At 43.9% G+C, this 19,307-nt stretch carries 21 protein-coding genes; 15 read left to right on the forward strand and 6 right to left on the reverse strand.

Going from position 1 to position 19,307, the window contains the following annotated elements; translation table 11 throughout:
* Positions 1 to 543: 543 nt before the first annotated feature.
* Positions 544 to 1,254, reverse strand: a complete 711-nt coding sequence (locus HCR01_RS13560; protein ID WP_193196679.1) for a diacylglycerol/polyprenol kinase family protein — start codon at positions 1,252 to 1,254, stop codon at positions 544 to 546.
* Positions 1,255 to 1,257: 3 nt separating this feature from the next.
* Complete coding sequence (trmB, locus tag HCR01_RS13565; RefSeq protein WP_193196680.1) at positions 1,258 to 1,911, reverse strand: tRNA (guanosine(46)-N7)-methyltransferase TrmB; 654 nt, start codon at positions 1,909 to 1,911, stop codon at positions 1,258 to 1,260.
* A 520-nt stretch (positions 1,912 to 2,431) separates the two neighbouring features.
* On the opposite strand from trmB, the gene HCR01_RS13570 reads away from it, so the two are divergent.
* On the forward strand, positions 2,432 to 3,589 hold the full coding sequence (locus tag HCR01_RS13570; RefSeq protein ID WP_193196681.1) for a metallophosphoesterase family protein: 1,158 nt from the start codon (positions 2,432 to 2,434) through the stop codon (positions 3,587 to 3,589).
* Here the strand turns inward: HCR01_RS13570 and HCR01_RS13575 are convergent.
* Positions 3,545 to 4,768, reverse strand: a complete 1,224-nt coding sequence (locus tag HCR01_RS13575) for an FIST N-terminal domain-containing protein (RefSeq protein WP_193196682.1) — start codon at positions 4,766 to 4,768, stop codon at positions 3,545 to 3,547. The genes HCR01_RS13570 and HCR01_RS13575 overlap by 45 nt on opposite strands.
* Positions 4,769 to 5,140: 372 nt before the next feature.
* On the opposite strand from HCR01_RS13575, the gene HCR01_RS13580 reads away from it, so the two are divergent.
* The 3 genes from HCR01_RS13580 to HCR01_RS13590 all read left to right on the forward strand — a co-directional run bounded on the left by HCR01_RS13580 (position 5,141) and on the right by HCR01_RS13590 (position 6,877).
* Positions 5,141 to 5,386 (forward strand): Calvin cycle protein CP12, encoded by a 246-nt coding sequence (locus tag HCR01_RS13580; RefSeq protein ID WP_162398606.1) that lies wholly within the window; start codon positions 5,141 to 5,143, stop codon positions 5,384 to 5,386.
* Between the two features lie 564 nt (positions 5,387 to 5,950).
* Positions 5,951 to 6,544: a DUF3177 family protein gene (locus HCR01_RS13585; protein ID WP_226889309.1), complete on the forward strand. Its 594-nt coding sequence runs from the start codon at positions 5,951 to 5,953 to the stop codon at positions 6,542 to 6,544.
* Positions 6,545 to 6,580: 36 nt separating this feature from the next.
* Entirely contained in the window at positions 6,581 to 6,877 is a 297-nt protein-coding gene (locus HCR01_RS13590) for a hypothetical protein (protein WP_193196683.1), read from the forward strand.
* Positions 6,878 to 6,996: 119 nt separating this feature from the next.
* Here HCR01_RS13590 and HCR01_RS38625 read toward each other — a convergent pair whose 3' ends face one another.
* Entirely contained in the window at positions 6,997 to 7,140 is a 144-nt protein-coding gene (locus tag HCR01_RS38625; RefSeq protein ID WP_226889310.1) for a hypothetical protein, read from the reverse strand.
* 130 nt (positions 7,141 to 7,270) lie between these two features.
* Between HCR01_RS38625 and HCR01_RS39960 the strand changes: the two genes are divergently transcribed.
* The 10 genes from HCR01_RS39960 (at position 7,271) to HCR01_RS13640 (ending at position 16,221) form a co-directional block, all read left to right on the forward strand.
* Positions 7,271 to 7,399, forward strand: a complete 129-nt coding sequence (locus HCR01_RS39960) for a DUF6888 family protein (RefSeq protein WP_264299904.1) — start codon at positions 7,271 to 7,273, stop codon at positions 7,397 to 7,399.
* Entirely contained in the window at positions 7,386 to 7,637 is a 252-nt protein-coding gene (locus tag HCR01_RS13600; protein WP_193196684.1) for a DUF6887 family protein, read from the forward strand. Before HCR01_RS39960 ends, HCR01_RS13600 begins: the two co-directional genes overlap by 14 nt.
* Positions 7,638 to 7,840: 203 nt before the next feature.
* A complete protein-coding gene (locus HCR01_RS13605) occupies positions 7,841 to 8,311 on the forward strand; it encodes a GNAT family N-acetyltransferase (protein WP_193196685.1) in 471 nt (156 codons plus the stop codon).
* A gap of 129 nt (positions 8,312 to 8,440) precedes the next feature.
* Entirely contained in the window at positions 8,441 to 8,716 is a 276-nt protein-coding gene (locus HCR01_RS13610) for a hypothetical protein (RefSeq protein WP_193196686.1), read from the forward strand.
* On the forward strand, positions 8,697 to 8,951 hold the full coding sequence (locus HCR01_RS13615; RefSeq protein WP_193196687.1) for a hypothetical protein: 255 nt from the start codon (positions 8,697 to 8,699) through the stop codon (positions 8,949 to 8,951). The genes HCR01_RS13610 and HCR01_RS13615 overlap by 20 nt, the downstream gene beginning before the upstream one ends.
* 168 nt (positions 8,952 to 9,119) lie before the next feature.
* Complete coding sequence (gene cbiD / locus HCR01_RS13620) at positions 9,120 to 10,235, forward strand: cobalt-precorrin-5B (C(1))-methyltransferase CbiD (RefSeq protein WP_193196688.1); 1,116 nt, start codon at positions 9,120 to 9,122, stop codon at positions 10,233 to 10,235.
* A gap of 228 nt (positions 10,236 to 10,463) precedes the next feature.
* On the forward strand, positions 10,464 to 12,086 hold the full coding sequence (gene guaA, locus HCR01_RS13625; protein ID WP_193196689.1) for a glutamine-hydrolyzing GMP synthase: 1,623 nt from the start codon (positions 10,464 to 10,466) through the stop codon (positions 12,084 to 12,086).
* 307 nt (positions 12,087 to 12,393) lie between these two features.
* On the forward strand, positions 12,394 to 13,839 hold the full coding sequence (locus HCR01_RS13630) for a cytochrome ubiquinol oxidase subunit I (protein WP_193196690.1): 1,446 nt from the start codon (positions 12,394 to 12,396) through the stop codon (positions 13,837 to 13,839).
* Positions 13,840 to 13,847: 8 nt separating this feature from the next.
* Positions 13,848 to 14,861: a cytochrome d ubiquinol oxidase subunit II gene (gene cydB, locus HCR01_RS13635; protein ID WP_193196691.1), complete on the forward strand. Its 1,014-nt coding sequence runs from the start codon at positions 13,848 to 13,850 to the stop codon at positions 14,859 to 14,861.
* Between the two features lie 190 nt (positions 14,862 to 15,051).
* Positions 15,052 to 16,221, forward strand: a complete 1,170-nt coding sequence (locus tag HCR01_RS13640) for a homocysteine biosynthesis protein (protein WP_193196692.1) — start codon at positions 15,052 to 15,054, stop codon at positions 16,219 to 16,221.
* A 149-nt stretch (positions 16,222 to 16,370) separates the two neighbouring features.
* Here HCR01_RS13640 and HCR01_RS13645 read toward each other — a convergent pair whose 3' ends face one another.
* Complete coding sequence (locus tag HCR01_RS13645) at positions 16,371 to 17,372, reverse strand: hypothetical protein (protein WP_193196693.1); 1,002 nt, start codon at positions 17,370 to 17,372, stop codon at positions 16,371 to 16,373.
* A gap of 378 nt (positions 17,373 to 17,750) precedes the next feature.
* On the opposite strand from HCR01_RS13645, the gene HCR01_RS13650 reads away from it, so the two are divergent.
* Positions 17,751 to 18,635: a tetratricopeptide repeat protein gene (locus tag HCR01_RS13650; RefSeq protein ID WP_193196694.1), complete on the forward strand. Its 885-nt coding sequence runs from the start codon at positions 17,751 to 17,753 to the stop codon at positions 18,633 to 18,635.
* Positions 18,636 to 18,682: 47 nt separating this feature from the next.
* On the opposite strand, the gene HCR01_RS13655 is transcribed toward HCR01_RS13650, so the two are convergent.
* Positions 18,683 to 19,300: a TMEM165/GDT1 family protein gene (locus HCR01_RS13655; protein ID WP_193196695.1), complete on the reverse strand. Its 618-nt coding sequence runs from the start codon at positions 19,298 to 19,300 to the stop codon at positions 18,683 to 18,685.
* Positions 19,301 to 19,307: the final 7 nt, after the last annotated feature.

Consider the following 19,307-nt stretch of genomic DNA (forward strand, 5'->3'; position numbering starts at 1 on the left):
CACGCCAGTCGCTCCACTTGGGGAGACCCCAAGACCGCGCTGGCTCCCCTTAAAAAGCTACGGTGTACACACATCTCTGTACAAAACTAAAATCGTTGTAAATCCTCCTAAATCCCCCTTAAAAGGGGGACTTTGAGAGGTTTTTGCCCCCCTTTTGAAGGGGGGTTGGGGGGATCAAAAGCCTGTGGGGCAACTCTAAAAGACTTGTGTGTACAAAACTAAAATCGTTGTAAATCCACCTAAATCCCCCTTAAAAGGGGGACTTTGAGAGGTTTTTGCCCCCCTTTTGAAGGGGGGTTGGGGGGATCAAAAGCCTGTGGGGCAACTCTAAAAGACTTGTGTGTACACCGTAGCCTTAAAAAGGGGGGAACGTCTAAAGCCCCCTTTCTAAGGGGGTTGGGGGATCTGAGTGCGTAAGTTCTGACTCGTTCATCCATCTCAGAACTTCATTCACGAGCCTTTGAGCTTCGTGAACAAGCATAAAAACTCCATTCTCCTGCTCCTCAGCTCCTCTGCCCCTCCGCCCCTCCGCCCTTGTCCAAGTCAAAAACGCTGCATTACAATCCACGCGACCCCTGCTGCTACTAGTGGCACGCTGAGGTTATCTGTACCGTGGGGTGAGACTGCCTCTGCTAGGGTTGCGAAAGTAGCACTTACTAGGGCCACTAGAAAAGCCTGTCCCAAACCTAAGGGCGTTGCTAGAGGGCTAAGAGATGAACCAGGTAGTAGCAACAGTACCAAAAATATGGCAGTTGTACTCGCCACAAACATTGCTGCTGATCCTTCCCAAGAACGCACAGAATTTCCTACCTGATATTTATGCTGCCCGAAGCGCCTACCGATTAATGCTGCTAGAGCATCACCCCAGGTCATTGCCATTATCCCAGCTACAGCAATTGGGGCATTATCTGTAGGCCCATCTGGTCGCCACAGTAACCCGAACAGCAACGTCACCGAGACAGCGAAATAAACTGTGCCGGGTGAACTGTCCTCGGTATCCATTGCACCAACAAGTCTGTAGCGATAGAACAGGTAATTAAGTCCGATAAACGTAGCAAAGGGTATAATTCCGATTTCCCAGTGGTTAAATAGCAGCAGGACGCCGAAAACCCACATTCCTGCACCAATATGAATCACTTTGCGGGTCAAATCTGGCTGGACATCAAACAGTCTACGCAGTCCCTCGCCAACGATAAGCAGGCCAAAGGCGTAGATATACGAGGCTACTAGCCCGATAAAATCATTGTTTGTCATTTGTCATAAGTCAGAATTCACAACTTCTCGCCGGACAAACAAAGCTCGATAAACAGGCTCACCCCGCGACATAACACTTGTTTCTCGTTCTGTTGGGACTGGTAGCGGATTTTCTGCTAGCCATTCTTCTGTGCTGCTCTGATAAGCTGGGTGAGCAGCAAAGCGATCGCGCATTTCCACAGCCACAAATTCTATATCTGATTGCAGAAATACAACTCCCCCAACTACGAGATAATTAGCTAATTCCGCCACTAATTCTGGTTGCACTACACGACGTTTGGCGTGGCGAGTTTTAAACCAAGGATCGGGGAATTGAATAGTAACGCGCTGCAAAGTTCCTGTGGGGAGGGAAGATAAAAGCGATCGCAATGAGTTATTCACATTGCAAAACAAGTAGTGCAGATTTGTTAAACCCAACTCAGAGCGCAACTTATTCGCTTCTACTACCAGCGGTTCCCGAATTTCCAAACCGAGAAAATTCCAGTTGGGTTCTATCTTTGCCGTATCTAATAAAAAGCGTCCTTTAGCGCAGCCAATATCTAGATGTAGCGGTTGGTTTAGCTTTGCATAAACTTTTTCCCATTCAAGGGGACTTGCTGGCGTTTGATACTTGTTGGCAAGTGGGTTAACATGTTGGCGGACTCGGACAGTTGCCAAAATTTACTCTCCTCTACGTAAAAATTTCCTGTGATCCTCTGAGCTTGAATCGAGTCTCGCCCCTTGATATTCTCTCTTTTCAATTTGACAAACCAAAAGCTATATTCAACTTGAAAAACAATTACATATTGCCATAACTGACAAGTTACCATCTATTTATTTTTACATTTTTGATTGATTCCACAGATAGATCTAGGGGCTTGTACCATTAATAAGAAATTATGGAATTTTAGATTTTTGATTGATTCCATAGATAAATCTGGAGGCTTGTACCATCAAGGAATTAGCGGTCAAAATGTAGAAAATAGGTTTACTTAATTTTTAATTTTGAAAGACGCTTAAATCCTCACTTCCGACGTTTATAACTGCGGTGATTTTGAGGTATACTATATTGTGTAATCATTTTTCAATGTATATAAATGTTAAGTAGACACGTTACTCAGCAGGGAAACAAAGCAAAGGTTATACTCTTTGGAAAAGAGTTGTTTTAACCCTCTACTTTTAACATTTTATTAAATCAATGACCCTCAATTTTCGCTTTGCGATAGTAAGTGACTTACATCTTGCGCTTCCCCACACAATCTGGAATCATCCTAGCCGTTTTCATTTGGTGGAAGTTAGTATCCCCGCATTTGAAAGTGTATTAGAACATTTAACACAACTCGATTTAGATTTCCTCTTGCTTCCAGGAGATTTAACTCAGCATGGCGAACCGGAAAACCACACTTGGTTGCAACAAAGATTAGCTCAGCTACCTTTTCCCGTCTATGTTGTTCCTGGTAATCATGACGTTCCGGTGTTAATGGCAGATCAGCAATCAATTTCTTTTGCCGATTTCCCCTACTATTACTCTAAATCTGGCTATGATAATCCCCAGCAAATTTACTACACTCGTCAGTTGTTACCTGGAGTGAGGATAATTGGACTGAATTCAAACTCTTTTAATGACCAAGGTGAGCAGGTGGGGCGTTTGGATACTAAACAGCTAAGGTGGTTAGAAGAGGTATTAGCGGCGGCTGGGGATGAATTAGTCTTGGTGATGGTGCATCACAATGTTGTCGAGCATTTGCCCAATCAATCGCGTCATCCCATCGGAAACCGCTATATGTTGGAAAATGCACCAGAACTGTTGCAGCTGCTACGACATTATGGAGTCAGGCTAGTATTTACCGGACATTTACATGTTCAGGATATTGCTTGCTCGCAAGGAGTATATGATATCACCACTGGTTCTTTAGTCAGCTATCCTCATCCTTATCGGGTGTTAGAGTTTCATCGAAATAACTTAGGTAGAGAATGGTTGCAAATTTTATCACATAGGGTAGAGTCAATACCTGATTTTCCTGACTTGCAAGAGTCATCGCGGCAGTGGATGGGCGATCGCTCTTTCCCATTTATAGTTAAGCTGTTAACTCATCCCCCCCTAAACCTCACATTATCCCAAGCAAAAGAACTAGCTCCTGGTTTGCGAGACTTCTGGGCAACTATTGCCAATGGAGATGCTGTTTTTGACTGTCCCCACTTTCCCCTAGAAGTGCGGCGCTACATTCAGACATATAGTGCATTAACGCAGCCCACCGCAGGTATTGCTACTAGTGGAACTCTGACTTTGATTGATAACAACACTACACTCTTACTGGAAAGGAGTGCTGATTTGGCGGCAAATTCCAAATGCTGAAGTGTAGGCGTGTAAAAAAGTTCTGCCACCAACTGGGCCAATTTCACCGCCACAGAAAAAACCACCTACAGGAATATCTTGAAGGTAACGCCTAAATAGCTCTGAATCAAAATTGGGTTTGCCATAAAGTCCTTCACCTCTTCCCAGACAGGCAAACATCAAGGCAGCTACGGCAGAGGGTTCAGAGTCTCGTTGGTGTTGATAGCTTTGTAGGAGTAATTCCAAGTCTTCGGCAGAGGCTTCGGCATCGCGCAGGTGGAATTGCAGGCGTTGACCAGGACGAACGCGATCGCCAATTGCGATCGCCCCTGCTGTTGGATCTACTCCTAGGATGCCGCGAATTAAAAAGTCTCCCTGTTGCAAAGAAAGCTTAAACTCATCCATTGCCACACCGACAAACAGAGAGTGTTGTGCCAAAGTCTTTTCTTTTTCACTGAGATTGGCAATTAAATCTCGCAATACAATCAGCGGTACTTGCTCATCCAACTCTAGGATAATATTGCGATCAGCTTTTGTTACCTGCAACGGTTTGCCAATTGGTCGGCATCCTTGGGCCACAATTGTTTCCATAACAATATTGCCACTCAAAGCTATACCAACCGTACCGTCACGATACAGGCGATCGTTACAAAATAGGGCAATCCTACCACCCATACCCCCGCCACTAGCCTGTCCCCCCACGATCACCGATCCAGGATAGGCAAAATCTAACCCTTGCAATAAGTCGTTAATTCCAGAAGAGAAAGAACTTGACAGCAAGATAAACTGGGGTGTTGGTGATGGTGGCACACCAATCAAATCTAGCCACGCATCTGGCGGACTATCTAAGTCGGGCAATTCTTCAGCGATAATATGAAAAACTTGAACTTTTACCCCTGGCAGGTGCGCCAAAGTTAAGCTAATGGCTGGTTCAGCTTCCAGTTCTTGAGTTTCTCCACTAACTGTTGTCCCAATCACACCTCCACCACTACAGCCAATTAGCACTGGTACAGAAAGTTTCTCAGCCAACAAGGGTAAGAGTCGGGAATACTCACTCGTAAAAGCAGACGAAATAAATACCAGCCCTAAATCTGGAGGTGCTGTTAACGATGAGACAGCTCGTTCCACCACATCTGTAACAGCTGCTTCCAAAGAATGACGGGTTGATAGGGCGTTTGCCCACTGCATTTGGTCTGCCATGAGTTTTGGGCTTTTTTCTCTGTTGACGTTAGTAGTTTTTGATTTTTTCTTTTGAGAACAATTGCATCTTATAAGAGTTGACTCCAGCCTTTTTATCTCTTAATCCTTGGAGACTGGAGTTGTCATTCCCTAATATATGCATCTAAATATATTGTATGATTGTTCATCTGTAGTACTGGCTCCACAAAATCTTAAAAGATAAAGGTGAATGCAGTATAGATGCGGCAGTGTGCTGTATTAGTATATGGATCATCAGGCTCAAACACTAACTTATCAGCTTAAGTGATTAGAATGGTGAGCCATAGAGCCAAAAGTAGCCATTTTTGAAGTTTTTCTATACTAGTATTAACAACTCACAACGAGACTAAAAAAATGACCAACATCCAAGAAAAAGCAAACAGCGACATCCAAGAAAAAATTCATGAAGAAGTGGAAGAAGCTCGTGCTGTCTGTGATGCGGCAGGTAGCAACTCACCAGAGTGTGCTGCGGCTTGGGATGCAGTAGAAGAATTACAAGCCGAAGCTTCCCACAAGCGCCAAAGTAAGCCAAAAAACTCTCTAGAACAGTACTGTGATGACAACCCAGAGGCAGCTGAGTGCCGGGTTTACGAAGACTAGATATTTAGTTGGTGAACTTTCTGTTCGTTTGGTCGGCAAGCAACTAGGAGCTATTTACTTATATCTTGAGCTTTCACGCCACTCCCATACAATATCTCACTTACCCAGAATCATCATCCCCAAGTAGTAGAAACTTGGTGATTACTCAAGAGTTTGGGAGGTTTAAAGACTTTCTTTTAGCTTTTAAAAAATGGAGATTTGTGTAGGAGTGCCGAATGCATAGTAGATTAGGATGAGTTTTGAAACTCTCCTTAATACTACTGAAGGTAAGAGCAAGATTTAAGTTTAGGAACTTTTAGTTGCTTGTTTTTTGTTTAACAGAGAAGGGACGAAATTTGAAGCAGTAAAATTATCCTCCTTCATCGGCGTGAACCGCTATACTGCTTTTCTCTGGTGATCACTGGGATATAGCCGCAGTAATGTGCCTAACCTCTGGGCTGTTTGGTTTGATCAAACTGTTATGTAAGATATATAAACTACTAGCCAGCTAATAGCTGATAGCGATCGCGATTATTGATACTCTCTTTTGGCTAAAAATATTTTATTTATCGTCTAAGAAAAATCATGAATGATATTTGGCTTCGCCCTTTCATCTGGATTGACTACCGATTGGCAGTGTTATTTGCCGTAATTATTCCCCTAATTCTCTTGATTTGGGCGTTTGTGCAAAAAGTCGAAGGGATACAACGCTTATTAGGTATTTACTGGCGAGTATCAAGCTTACTGGCAATCACGATTTATTTAATGATTGCCCAGTATCCAGTTAGCTTTATCTCTGGGTTGATGGGTTTGATACTGATCCCCATTTCACTGTGGTTCTGGGTAGATATAAACGATGAGATTGAGTATCAAACTAGTGGAGTGTTGAAACTGGTTTTTACCTCTTGGCGCTGGGCTATGAGTGTGTATTGTATTTTGGGCGCACTAGCTTTTATCCCTTTTTTAGGTTGTGCTTTTTCCCAAAACGTGGCAAATGCTCCCTATTGTCGCCTCTGGTTCGAGGCCCCTTTACTATTCAAGGAATACTTTCATCCTAATACTAAGCCTGGGTTTTTAGGCTTTCTTGCCATAATTAGTTTAGTAGTTTATGTAATCTACTTGAGCTACTTTGTTCTCATAAAGCTGGGTAAGCAGGGACGCTCAGCGACACAACAGTAACCGTCGCTGCGTCACCGAAGTATTCAAAATTCAAAAATGAATTCGATTTGCAAGCGACTGGAACAATACACTGCCAAACGTCAGCAAGAAGTCTTAATTGTGGCGGTGGCAATTGCTGATGAGCAAGACAAAATTGTTATTTTTAAAGGCTTTTCCAGTTCTTTGATGCACCCCACGGCATTTGATGCAGATGTGCCTGTGCTGCCAGATGGAGCAAAAATTCTCAGCATTGATCGCATAGCAAGTCCTTACAATCCCGAAGCACCTCGTTATATTCAACAAGGACTCTCTTGGGAAGCTATGCAGGCTCTCTTGTTAGAAGCAGGTGTTTAACTATAGCGGTTCCCGACCTAGTGAGGTACGTTTTTAAAGCTATTAACCTTGGTAAAGAAGATTGGGGTGTACCTCAGTTGCTTAGGAAACGCTATAATTACCAATTCGTAATGGCGCTCCTACATCGCTAAGGCTACGCTAACGTAATACTCGCCTCCAGTGAGAAGCAAGCTACGTAATTTTGCGGAAAGGCTGACTTTGAGATTGTTGATGGAGCGATGTCTACGACGGGCTGTTCGGTGACGCACTTTGAGAAAAAACATAGGGTATAAATTTCAAAGTTGAGCAAAGCCAACTGCTAAAATGGGCAACAGGTGGTGTAATCAAGTGAAATGCCTACTGCTGCTCAACTAGCAAGTTTGTATCGTATTAGCTATCAACTGAGGTAATATCATGCTTCAGCCCATATACCTCATTTGCGTTGATAATCGGACTCGTAATATATACATCCTTGCTGGGTATGACCAAGAGATTGAATTCCAAATTTTACCCAACGGAGAGTTGTCTGGTGAGCCGAATTAATTACGATTCAATGTCTAATGTTGAATTGAAACAGTATTTTCTCAAGCATCGCGGGGATGAATCTGCTTTTCAGGCATACTTGGACAGGATTAATCAGCGTCCGCGTAGGATTGTTGCAAGCCCCGACGATGCCGATTTTGATGAGAAGGTTCAAGCAGTGATTCGCCAAAAGCTAGAAGCAGCAAGAGGCGGTAGTCAGCAGGCTAACACTGCGTTGGAGCCGACCGACCAAGAGTGATTTGTGAGAGCCAAAGGTTATCTGCGGCGGCTCAACCTTACAGTTGAGCCGCTTCGTCTTTTGGTGATGGCGTAGTTAAGAATCTGTCTTTTCGTGTTCAAAGTTAAAGTAGTTTAGGATTTTTGGTAGAGCAACATTTTGAGCTTATCCTCACTGCCAAAGTAATAGGAGCAAGTGGGAGGTTAACCCATTTCGTGAGCAATATGGTGAAAATTAGCCAAGCAAAGCTGCATAATACTGAAGCTATTAAAGTTTTTTACAGCAAGTGTGGTTATGGAGGTGATCTGAGCACACTGGAAGAAGATTTGATACTCATTGCTCAACTAGAGGAAAAAATTGTTGGTGCAGTACGTTTGTGTCCAGATACTGGGTTCTTTGTGCTTCGAGGTATGCAGGTTTTAGCTCCGTTTCAGCGTCAGGGTGTTGGCACGCAGCTACTTAAAGCATGTACCGATCAACTTGTCGATCAAGTTTGTTACTGTATTCCTTGGCAGCATCTGCGATCATTCTATCAAGAAGCAGGATTTCAAGTAGTTGCGCCAATTGAGGTTCCAGACCTATTACGTGAGCGATTTGAGAACTATATTTCCAGGGGAATGAACGTCGTTCTAATGTGCCGATTGCCAGCCTCATCACAAGTCGTTGCACCGGAACATACCAATATGGTTGCTTAAGTCGCAAAGGCAATCTGCGTCGCTGTCGCCTTACCTGATAAGGGCATCAAACAGCAGTTCAGGTTTACGGAAAAATGGGATAGCATAAAAAGGATAAAAGTAGTTTCCTATAGCTATTTCACCTATTTGATGCGTGTTCGGTGGGATGAAGCAAAACGACAGCAAGTTTTCGCAGAACGTGACATTGACTTTGGTCAGTTGAATGATTTGCTCTACACTCCTTATCTCGAAGACCAACGTTCTGAGCTACCAGAACAATATCGAATTATCGGTTTTGCGGATGGACAATTGACAACATTCATTGTTGAATATCGAGCCGATAAAGTAGGAGAGTACATTTGGGTTGTCACAGCCTGGAAATCAACGAAACAGGAGCGTAGAAGCTATGAGCAGCGAGTCTACTGAAATTAAAGATATCGAGGAAATTGCTCAGCAAGCTTATTCAGGGGTGGATGTCTCTGAGCATTTCACAGGTCATTTTCAAGTAAAGCAACAAATCAATATTGCCTTTCCACTGGAATTACTGAAAAGTATTGATGCAGAGTGCCAACTGCAAAAGATCAGTCGTCAAGATTGGATCAAAATGGTCTGTGGCGAAAAAATTCGTGAGATTCATGCTAGTAGAATATCAGATGGTTGATTCTGGCGTGGTCTAACAACCCAATGCAGCGGACAGACGAACGCCGCCTGTGGGGATGTTGAGGGTGTCGCAGGTACTTAGTCGTTCGGATGTTAAACGCTCTACAGTAGTAGTTGGGTCTAACTATCTTCAATTTTGAAGAATTCTTTTAACTTTTGAATTTAAAAAATGTCCTGTTCTGGATACACACTCCCCGTATTTGCTTGTGCTGCTGCTGTTGCAGCTTTACACTGGCTACGCGATCGCCAACCCCTAAAAGTTGCGTCTATAGATTTGATTGAACCCGCTCAAATTGCAGAAATACCAATTGAACAGGTAGCAGGACTATCTGAGAATATGGCTTTAGCGATCGCTCGCAGTGACCCTGGTGATAATCTTGACTTAACTAGAGATACACCGATTTGGGCAATGGTGGAATTGCGAGAGGAGGGGGAAGAAGCTGTAATTATTCAAGGGGGGGAAGGAATTGGCAAACAGCTAAATTATGATAACAAGCCTGCAATTTACAGTTACGCTCATCAGTTGTTACAAGCGAATTTGCAACCGATGTTGGAACCGGGAGAAAAAATTACGGTGACAATTATTTTACCGGAGGGGCGATCGCTTGCTGTTCGTACTTCAAATGCGGCCTTTGGTGTTGTTGAAGGACTTTCGCTGTTGGGTACAAGCGGCATTTCTCAGCCTTTGAGTACACCTGATCAGCTTGCAGCTTTTCGGGCTGAGTTACAAGATAAAGCCAGTCGTTTTGAAAGTTTGGTATTCTGTATCGGCGAGAACGGCCTAGATTTGGCGCGTAAACTAGGTATTAATCCCGAAAAATTAGTAAAAACTGCTAACTGGCTTGGGCCAATGTTAGTAGAAGCCGATGTACTAGGCGTTAAAGGAATTTTATTATTTGGCTATCACGGCAAACTGATGAAACTGGCAGGGGGGATTTTTCATACTCATCACCACGTTGCTGATGGACGCCGGGAAATTCTGGCAGCACACTGCGCTCTAGCCGGGTTAAAGTCGTCAGATATACAAGTAGTATTTGCTAGTGCTACAGCTGAAGCAGCACTGACATACTTACGATCGCTCGATGTCTCAACTGGCAGTGATTGGGTAAACCAAGTTTACAGTGCGATCGCCGAAACCATTGATACTCGTTCTCAAGAATACATCAAAAGCCATAGTGACCGTGGTGTACAGATAACTGTCTGTGGCTCTGTTCTGTTTGACCGCGATCGCAAAATTATTGTAAAGAGCCAAACTGCTGCTCTGGTGATGGAAAAACTATGTTAATTTATTATGAATAATCGTAAACAATCCAAATAAATAATTTTTTCAGTAGCCACTCTAGGGTAAGTTTATCGTTTTAATACCATTTCAGACTTATAACCTCAGCAGACGCACTTAAGTTTACGTTTGCACAAATTCTTCATACCATTATCAGCCTGACCAGGCAGCGAAATGGTAACACGTTAGACACCAAAGCGACAATTTTCCTTAACAGACATACATCTACCGGTCATGAATACAGCGGTGACTCTACTAACAGAACAAGCGCCTCAGACATTAGAAAATTTTAGACGACTTGATCGCCAATTGGTTGTGATTCTGGATTTCGGTTCTCAATATTCTGAACTGATTGCCCGTCGCATCCGCGAAACTCAAGTATATTCCGAAGTCCTGTCCTATCGTACTACAGCTGCACATTTACGCCAACTCAATCCTAAAGGGATCATCTTCTCTGGTGGCCCGAATTCAGTTTACGGTGATAACGCTCCCCATTGTGACCCAGAAATCTGGAATTTGGGAATACCCATCTTAGGTGTGTGTTACGGTATGCAGTTGATGGTAAGCCAACTCGGTGGGGAAGTGGCAAAGGCTGAGCGAGGTGAGTATGGCAAAGCATCATTATACATAGATGATCCCACAGACTTACTCACTAATGTCGAAGATGGCACTACCATGTGGATGAGTCACGGAGACTCAGTGACGCAAATGCCACCAGGGTTTGAATTATTGGCACATACAGAAAATACTCCCTGTGCTGCCATTGCAGACCATGAAAAGAAACTTTATGGCGTTCAGTTCCATCCAGAAGTAGTACATTCCATTGGTGGTTTAGCATTAATCCGTAACTTTGTCTACCACATCTGCGATTGTGAACCCACGTGGACAACAGCAGCTTTTGTCGAAGAAGCGATTCGAGAAATTCGTGCCAGAGTTGGCGAGAAGCGGGTGTTGTTAGCACTGTCAGGCGGAGTGGATTCTTCTACCCTAGCCTTCTTACTGCATAAAGCAATTGGCGACCAACTGACTTGTGTGTTTATCGACCAAGGCTTTATGCGTAAATTAGAGCCAGAACGGTTATTGAAACTATTTCAAGAACAATTTCATATTCCAGTAGAATATGTGAATGCTCGCGATCGCTTCCTGGCGATAGTTGATGGTGTCACAGACCCCGAAGAAAAGCGCCGTCGCATCGGACATGAATTCATCCGTGTATTTGAAGAAACATCCAAACGCCTCGGTCAGTTTGACTATTTGGCTCAAGGCACTCTTTACCCAGATGTAATCGAATCCGCTGACACCAACGTTGATCCCCAAACTGGTGAACGGGTAGCGGTGAAAATCAAGAGCCATCATAATGTTGGTGGGTTGCCCAAAGACCTGCGATTTAAACTAGTCGAACCACTGCGGAAACTGTTTAAAGATGAAGTCCGCAAAGTTGGGCGTTCTATTGGTCTACCAGAAGAAATTGTTCAACGGCAACCTTTTCCCGGCCCTGGTTTGGCAATTCGCATTCTGGGCGAAGTCACCGCTGAGCGGTTAAACATCTTACGCGATGCCGATTTGATTGTGCGGCAAGAAATTAACCAACGTGGCATGTATCATGATTTCTGGCAAGCGTTTGCTGTATTGCTACCAATTCGCAGTGTTGGAGTCATGGGTGATCAACGTACATACGCTTATCCAATTGTCCTGCGGATTGTTACCAGTGAAGATGGCATGACTGCTGATTGGGCGCGTGTGCCTTACGATGTGTTGGAAGTAATTTCCACCCGGATTGTAAATGAGGTGAAAGGTGTTAATCGAGTGGTTTATGACATCACTTCCAAGCCGCCTGGAACCATTGAGTGGGAGTAATCAAATTTTGAGTTGATTTAACTAAAAGCTCATCACTCTTTTCTATAGATTAGATTTGCATATTTAAGAAGGGCAATGCCGGCTTAACCCATTTTCAGTATCGGCATTGTCTATTTTTTTGCTGTACAAATAGTGTCATTTTGTCAAGTCTATTCCCTTGGTTTAATTCTTAAAACCAAATCTTTGTATACAGTTGTGGCACTGTCAAAAAAAAGATTTAAGTAATGCAAGCGTAAACTTTTAATGCCGCAGTCTGAGCATTGAAACGTTTATCCTGTTAAGTGTGGCTAGCTAATGGAGAAGATTCGTGGAATTTTTATCCGATTCAGTTGTGCTATCACGCATGCAGTTTGCACTAACTGCATTATTCCACATGCTTTGGCCTGTCCTGACTACAGGAATGGGGATTTATTTAGTCATTGTTGAAGGACTATGGCTAAAAACTCGTAATCCAGACTATTATCTCCATGCCCGCTTTTGGGCTAAGTTCTACATTCTGAACTTTGGGATTGGTGTAGCAACAGGCATCCCTATGGAATTTCAGTTTGGCACCAATTGGGCACCTTTCTCCGAAGCGGTAGGTAACTTTTTCGGTAGCGTCATCGGTTTTGAGGCTTCTTGGGCATTCATGCTCGAAGCTGCTTTTTTAGGGATTATGTTATTTGGCTGGGAGCGCGTCAATCCTACTATTCATTATCTTGCTACCATTTTGGTTGCTGTTGGCGCTAACCTCTCAACCCTGTGGATTTTGACAGCAAATTCCTGGATGCAAACTCCAGCGGGTGGAGAAATGGTTAATGGCAAATTTATTGTCAGCGATTATTTTCAGGCAATTTTAAATCCGTTCATGGTTAATAGTGTGCTGCACATGTTTTTTGCCACACTGGAGACTTCTTTGTTTGTTATTGGTGGAATTAGCGCCTGGTACATTACCCAAAGACGCCATCAAGCTTTCTTTTCACAATCTTTGAAGATTGCCTTAGCAGCTGCGATCGCAGTTGCCCCTTTACAAATCTACATCGGTCACTTGAGTGGTGAACAAGTCTATCACTATCAACCCACAAAACTGGCAGCAATGGAAGCCCAATGGGAATCTTCACCTGCTGGACAACCTGCTGATTGGAGCCTGGTAGCTATACCCAACGAAAAGGCACAGAAAAATGATTGGGAAATCACTGTTCCCAATGCGCTGGGATACATTCTGGAATTCAAAAAGAATCTCTCTGAACCAGTACGCGGATTAAAAGAGTGGAAACCAGAGGATCGTCCTCACATGGTGGGTTTAATTTACTACGCTTTTCGCACCATGATTGCCATTGGCTTTTTCTTCGCTGGATTGATGCTGTTGAGTACGCTGCAATGGTTACGTGGCAAGCTCTCAGCAGAAAATATTACCCAGCAGCAATGGTTGATGTGGGCCTGGGTATTTGCGGCTCCTTTGGGATATATCGCTGTAGATTCAGGCTGGATTGTGCGCTGTGTGGGACGACAGCCGTGGACTCTTTACGGGCAAATTCGCACAGTTGATGCTGCTTCTCGTCTGCCCGCTAGCAATGTCTTAGTCTCACTAACTAGCTTTGCAATAGTTTACAGCTTTTTATTTATTGCAGTCTTATATTTTGGTAGCCGCATTATCCGTAGAGGGCCAAATCTCGATCTGCCAGTACCAGGCGTGGAAATTACCAAACCGGCGGTAGATACTACCCCTGGAGAGTTTGTTCCAGATGAACGCCCTGTAGAAGCACAACAGTAAGTAATTATATGGAGACGCTAAAGTATTTTCTTCCTCAAGTCTGGTTTGTAATTTTAGCTCTCTTTTTATTCCTCTACGTGATGCTCGATGGATTTGATTTAGGGGTAGGTATATTATCTCTTACCTCCTCCGATGATGAACGCCGGAGCATCTTGATGACCAGCTTGAGCAATATTTGGGATGCCAACGAAACTTGGCTAGTTTTGATGGCGGGGGGACTTTTTGGGGCATTTCCTTTAGCCTACAGCACAATTTTGAATGCTCTATACATCCCCATTCTCGTGATGGTGTTTGGGTTCATCTTTCGGGGTGTAGCATTTGAGTTTCGGGAGTTAGCAAACCGCAAATTATTTTGGAATTTTGCCTTTGGGGCTGGTAGTTTTGCAGCAGCACTTGGTCAAGGATTCGCTCTTGGTGCTGTGCTAAAAGGTATTACAGTTGATGAGGCGGGACACTTTATCGGCACAACTTGGGACTGGCTGAGCCTACCATCGTTATTGGTGGCTTTGACGTTAATTCAGGGATATGTACTAATTGGTTCCACCTATCTTGTATGGAAAACCACCGGTGAATTGCAGGAAACTCACTATAAAACTGCCAAAATCGCTGCTTGGACAACAATGATTGGCGCGATTTTTATCACGATTACGACGCCGATATTTTATGAAAGTGCTAGGTTGCGTGTGTTTCAACCACCCCTAGTTTTTATCTTTGCCGTCATTCCCCTACTGGGAGTGGTGTTGATTTCGCAACTCCTTAGCAGTCTCAACCGTAAAGAAGAAAGAGCACCTTTGGTTTGGACTATTCTCCTGTTCGTGCTGTCGTTTATTGGTTTAGGATTGATTGTCTTTCCCTACATCATTCCCACTGAAATCACTATCTATGAAGCAGCAGCCGATCCCAGTTCGCTGGTGATTATGATCATTTTTATTGGCTTTCTTATCCCTGTGATGCTCTTTTACAATCTCTACCAGTACATTGTTTTTCGAGGTAAAGTTACTGGCGGTAACTACGGGGAATAGATATAAAATTTGCATTTTTGGCGATCGCGCTTACCTCGTTTTCGTAGACAAACTATAGCGATCGCTAAATTCTCTCCTCGTAAAGAAGTTGGATGTAGAAACCAGCCCATCGGCGAAGTCAGGGCTGGTAGTTGATGTAATTAGCAACCATATCGCCCCATAATTAATATGTTCATCCGCTACATTTAAAATGCGAACAATTGCGGAAATTAATGAAAAAATCAGTCGCCAACTTGCAGTAGTTTTGACGATTGAAGAATTAAAAGCACGAGTTGCAGAAATAGGTATTAGTAAAGCTGCGAAGGAAGTTGATGTAATTACCACTGGCACTTTTGAGCCAATGGAATCAAGTGGTGCAATTATTAATCTTGGACATACTGACCCGCCAATCAAAATTCGTCGCTGCTGGTTAGATGGTGTTCCAGCATACTCTGGATTTGGAGCAGTAGATTTATATTTGGGTGCGAGTTGTGCTGTAGAAGTGATGGATGGAGAAGAAATCAGGGAACGCGGCGGCGGTCATGTAATCGAAGATTTGATAGCTGGTAAACCTGTACACGTAAAAGCGCAAGGTCAAGTAACAGATTGTTACCCCAGGGCAACGTTTGAAACTACAGTTACCAATGAAACGATAAATCAGTTTTATTTATTCAATCCGCGCAATCTTTATCAAAATTTTATTGTGGGTGTAAATGGGGGCGATCGCTCACTTTTCACTTATCTCGGCCCTTTACAACCGCATCTGGGAAATGCTGTTTACTCGAACCCTGGTGCTATTTCCCCTCTACTCAATGACCCCGATTTGCAACTCGTTGGCATTGGCACGCGGATTTTCTTAGGTGGCGGTATCGGTTACGTTGCTTGGGAAGGTACTCAGCACTTTCCTTTACAAAAGCGTCTAGCTAATCGTACGCCAATCGGGCCGGCTGCGACTTTGGCTTTAATTGGTGATGCTAAGCAAATGGATGCTCGCTGGGTGCGGGGTTGTTACTTCAAAAGTTACGGGCCTTCATTGATGTTGGGCGTTGGTGTTCCACTCCCTGTGTTAAGCGAAGAAGTAGTAGAACACTGTGCCGTGCAAGACAAAGACTTAGTAGCTCCAATAGTGGACTTTTCCATTCCTCGACGTGTCCGTCCCACATTTGGTTTAGTGAGTTACGCCCAACTTAAGTCTGGGCGTATCACTATTGAGGGCAAAGCTGTACGCGTTGCGCCTCTAGCAAGTTTATTTTTTTCTAGGCAAGTCGCTCTAGAGTTGAAACAGTGGATCGAAGCAGGTACTTTTACCCTCACCGAAGCTGTTTCCCCAATTCCGATGGAGCGATCTTTTTTACCTCAAGATCGCTGGACGGATTTTTGATACTGAGGACTGGGGACTGGGGAAATCTCTTCCTAATCACGCCAGTTCGACGCCACTTGCTTTAAGCCGGAGAACCCGTCCAACGCAGTGGCTCCTCAAGTCGGGAAACCCGCCCACGCGACTGGCTCCCTAATACCTAATCCTCAATTCTACTCTTGAGTTGGCTTGGGCCGTTTGATCGGCTTAGGAGCGGGCGTTTTAGGTATGGGTTTTGACACCGCAGAGGGGTCGCCGCCTGTTTTCTTGATTGGACGTGGGGTTTCTCCATTGCGTCTGGGGGGAAATGGTTTCCTCCCACCGCCAGCACGAGGAGCGCCTTTGAAAGGTGGGCGGCGTTTTTTGGGTAAATCAGCGATCGCCTCAGCTTTGTCTACCACTAATACGTCAGATTCCCTTTTAACTTGGAAGTCCCAGAACTTTCCTACTGCTTTGGTACCAAGTACACCTCTAAGTTTCAACTTAAAATATTTAGGTTTATCAGTTGGTTTACGTGGAGCCTGCTTAATTTTGACCACCAAGCTTTTAGCGTCAAAAGACTGGTAAACTACTTCGCCACGAACAGAAAAACCACCATCTGTAATTTCTGATGAGGGAATCTGGGCATTTATAGTTTCGTCATTCTCAGATAAACCATCATCGGGCGTCTCTAACTCTTGTGACTCAGAATCTTCCTTATCTTCTTCTGTTGGCTGTTTAGCGAGATTTTCTGGCTCCCAAACTCCAACAATTTGGAGGTGCAAGGTGTCATTTTCTTGCCTTGTGCGCGGATAAACCACCCACAGATGTTCTTTTTCCAAGTCTAGGTGATTCTTGACTAAGCTCATAATCCGACCTAAAAGGACGGCGTTGAGTTCTACATCATCTGTGGTCAGTAGTGTACCTTGAGTAAATTGTTCGCTGCTAGCATGGTAGCGACCACGAACTAAACCGATCGCTCGGTACTGCATCGGTTCACTAGGAGGTGGAATCGGTTGCTGCCGATTGGCTAAGTTCTCACTTGATGCATCACTAGAGTTAACGGGCGAATTCTCTAGCTTAGTGACTTTGACTGGTACAGTATTAACATTAGCAGCTGGTTCTATATTAGTTGGGCCCTGGTTAGAGGCAGAAGAATTAGAAGGTTCAGGCAACGGCATCAGGTCGGAATTCATAAAAACTCCTTGCGGCGGAGACACATCCCATTGTGGGATTTTACTAAGGCAGCTGAAAAGAGCGTTTGTGCGGCTGGTGAAAGTATATTTTCTTTCAACAAAGTTACATCAGAGCGCCCTATACAATTCTAAAGACGCTAAATCCATCATTTATATACTAAATGTGTCGTTTAGCGCCTTTACACTAGTTTCGGAAGCATATCATAGCTACAATTCTGGCGGCTCCTCCTAAAGTCATCACTTACTTTAGCAGTGTGGATAGTTATTTGTTATAAAATTCACAGGCAATTGGCGGAATTCCGCAAGGTTTTGGAAATTTTTAACTTTCCAATTTGTGTAAATGATAATCTCATTAGAGTTCAGGAGAAGGACAAAATTGTGTCTCAACCACGCAATCGCTGGATAGTAAAGGTCGTTTTGGTCATAGCAGTTCTTGCTTTTGTGGGTGTTTCCGTAGTTCCCATAATTGGAGCATTTAATAATACGCCACCCTCAAACCAAAATACTTCTAACACCAGAGGCAGCTCACCTTCCTCTGACCAAAAATCACAATTAGAAGACCAAGTACGAGGTTATGAACTGGTTTTACAACGGGAACCAGAAAATCAAACTGCGCTTAAAGGTTTGTTACAGGCACGGTTAACATTGTTAAGTCAAAAAGCAAAAGGTGAGGTAAAACCGTCTGATATTCAAGCAGTAATTGAACCTTTAGAAAAGTTAGCAAAGCTGAATCCAGAACAGTCAGAATATGCAGTGCTGCTGGCTCAAGCAAAGCAGCAAATTGGCGATAAGGAAGGAGCGGCTCAAGCTTATCGCTCAATTTTAGCAACCAAACCGGGTGATCTGAATGCTTTGCGAGGAATGGTAGCTCTGTTACTAAGCCAACAACGCCCGGAAGCAGCTATTGGTTTGCTGCAAGATACTCTCTCTAACTCAGCTCAGGCTAATAAAATTCAACCTGGAAGTATAGATGCGATCGCAGTGCGGGTACTATTGGGAACTGTTCATGCCTCCCAGAAGAATTATCCACAAGCTACCTCTGTATATGATCAAGCAATTCAAAAAGATCCCAAGGATTTTCGCCCTGTCTTGGCAAAAGCAATGCTCCTCAAAGAACAAGGCAAAGTCGCAGAAGCAAAACCCTTGTTTGACACTGCCTTAGCTCTAGCACCTGCTCAATACAAAGACGAAATCAACAAGACAGCAGCATCTCCTTCTCCGGCTCCTGCTGTACCTCCTGCTCTACCTGATACACCTAAGTAGGGAGAGTTGGGGAACAATTTTGAATTGTTCTTTCCCTCTCCTCTTGCTCATGCTCCTTCAATGGCAGCAACTACACCAAAGATGAGAAATAGGCATCCCCCGACAAAAGTGAGTTGACGTTCCGAAATCCGACCAGCAATCATTTTGCCACCGATAACAGCGATTGCAGCACAAATGGCGTGTCCCAAAATTGCACCCATCGTTACCCCAATTGGGTTGTTTCCGGCTGCTAGAGCAATGGTGGCAATTTGCGTGCGATCGCCCCACTCTGCCATAAATGTTAATACGAAGGCTTCTGTTAAAATTGAAGCAGCAGTTTTTCGCTTTGGTAACTGCAAATCTGCCTGTTCCACCGCTGCTTTTGCTTCTTCTACAACTTCTGTATCACAAGCCGCAGGCATCTTTCTGGCTTGGTACAACAGCTTGATACCGAAGGCAATAAACAAAGCTATTTCAGCGTAATAAATATAAACTTTTGGCAATAAAGCCGCCGTTTGTCCTAACAGCACCGAGAGGATTGTCATCGCAGCTAAGGCGGCTGTCACTCCTATGAATACCAGACGCCGCGAGTGATGCATTGCCAATATTACAGCGATAAAAAATGTTTTATCACCTAGCTCTGAAACTGTAATTAATAATAAACCTGCGGTAAAAGCTGTTAACACTCTCTCA

It is taken from the genome of Nostoc sp. MG11, assembly GCF_014904695.1.
Taxonomy (GTDB): domain Bacteria; phylum Cyanobacteriota; class Cyanobacteriia; order Cyanobacteriales; family Nostocaceae; genus Komarekiella.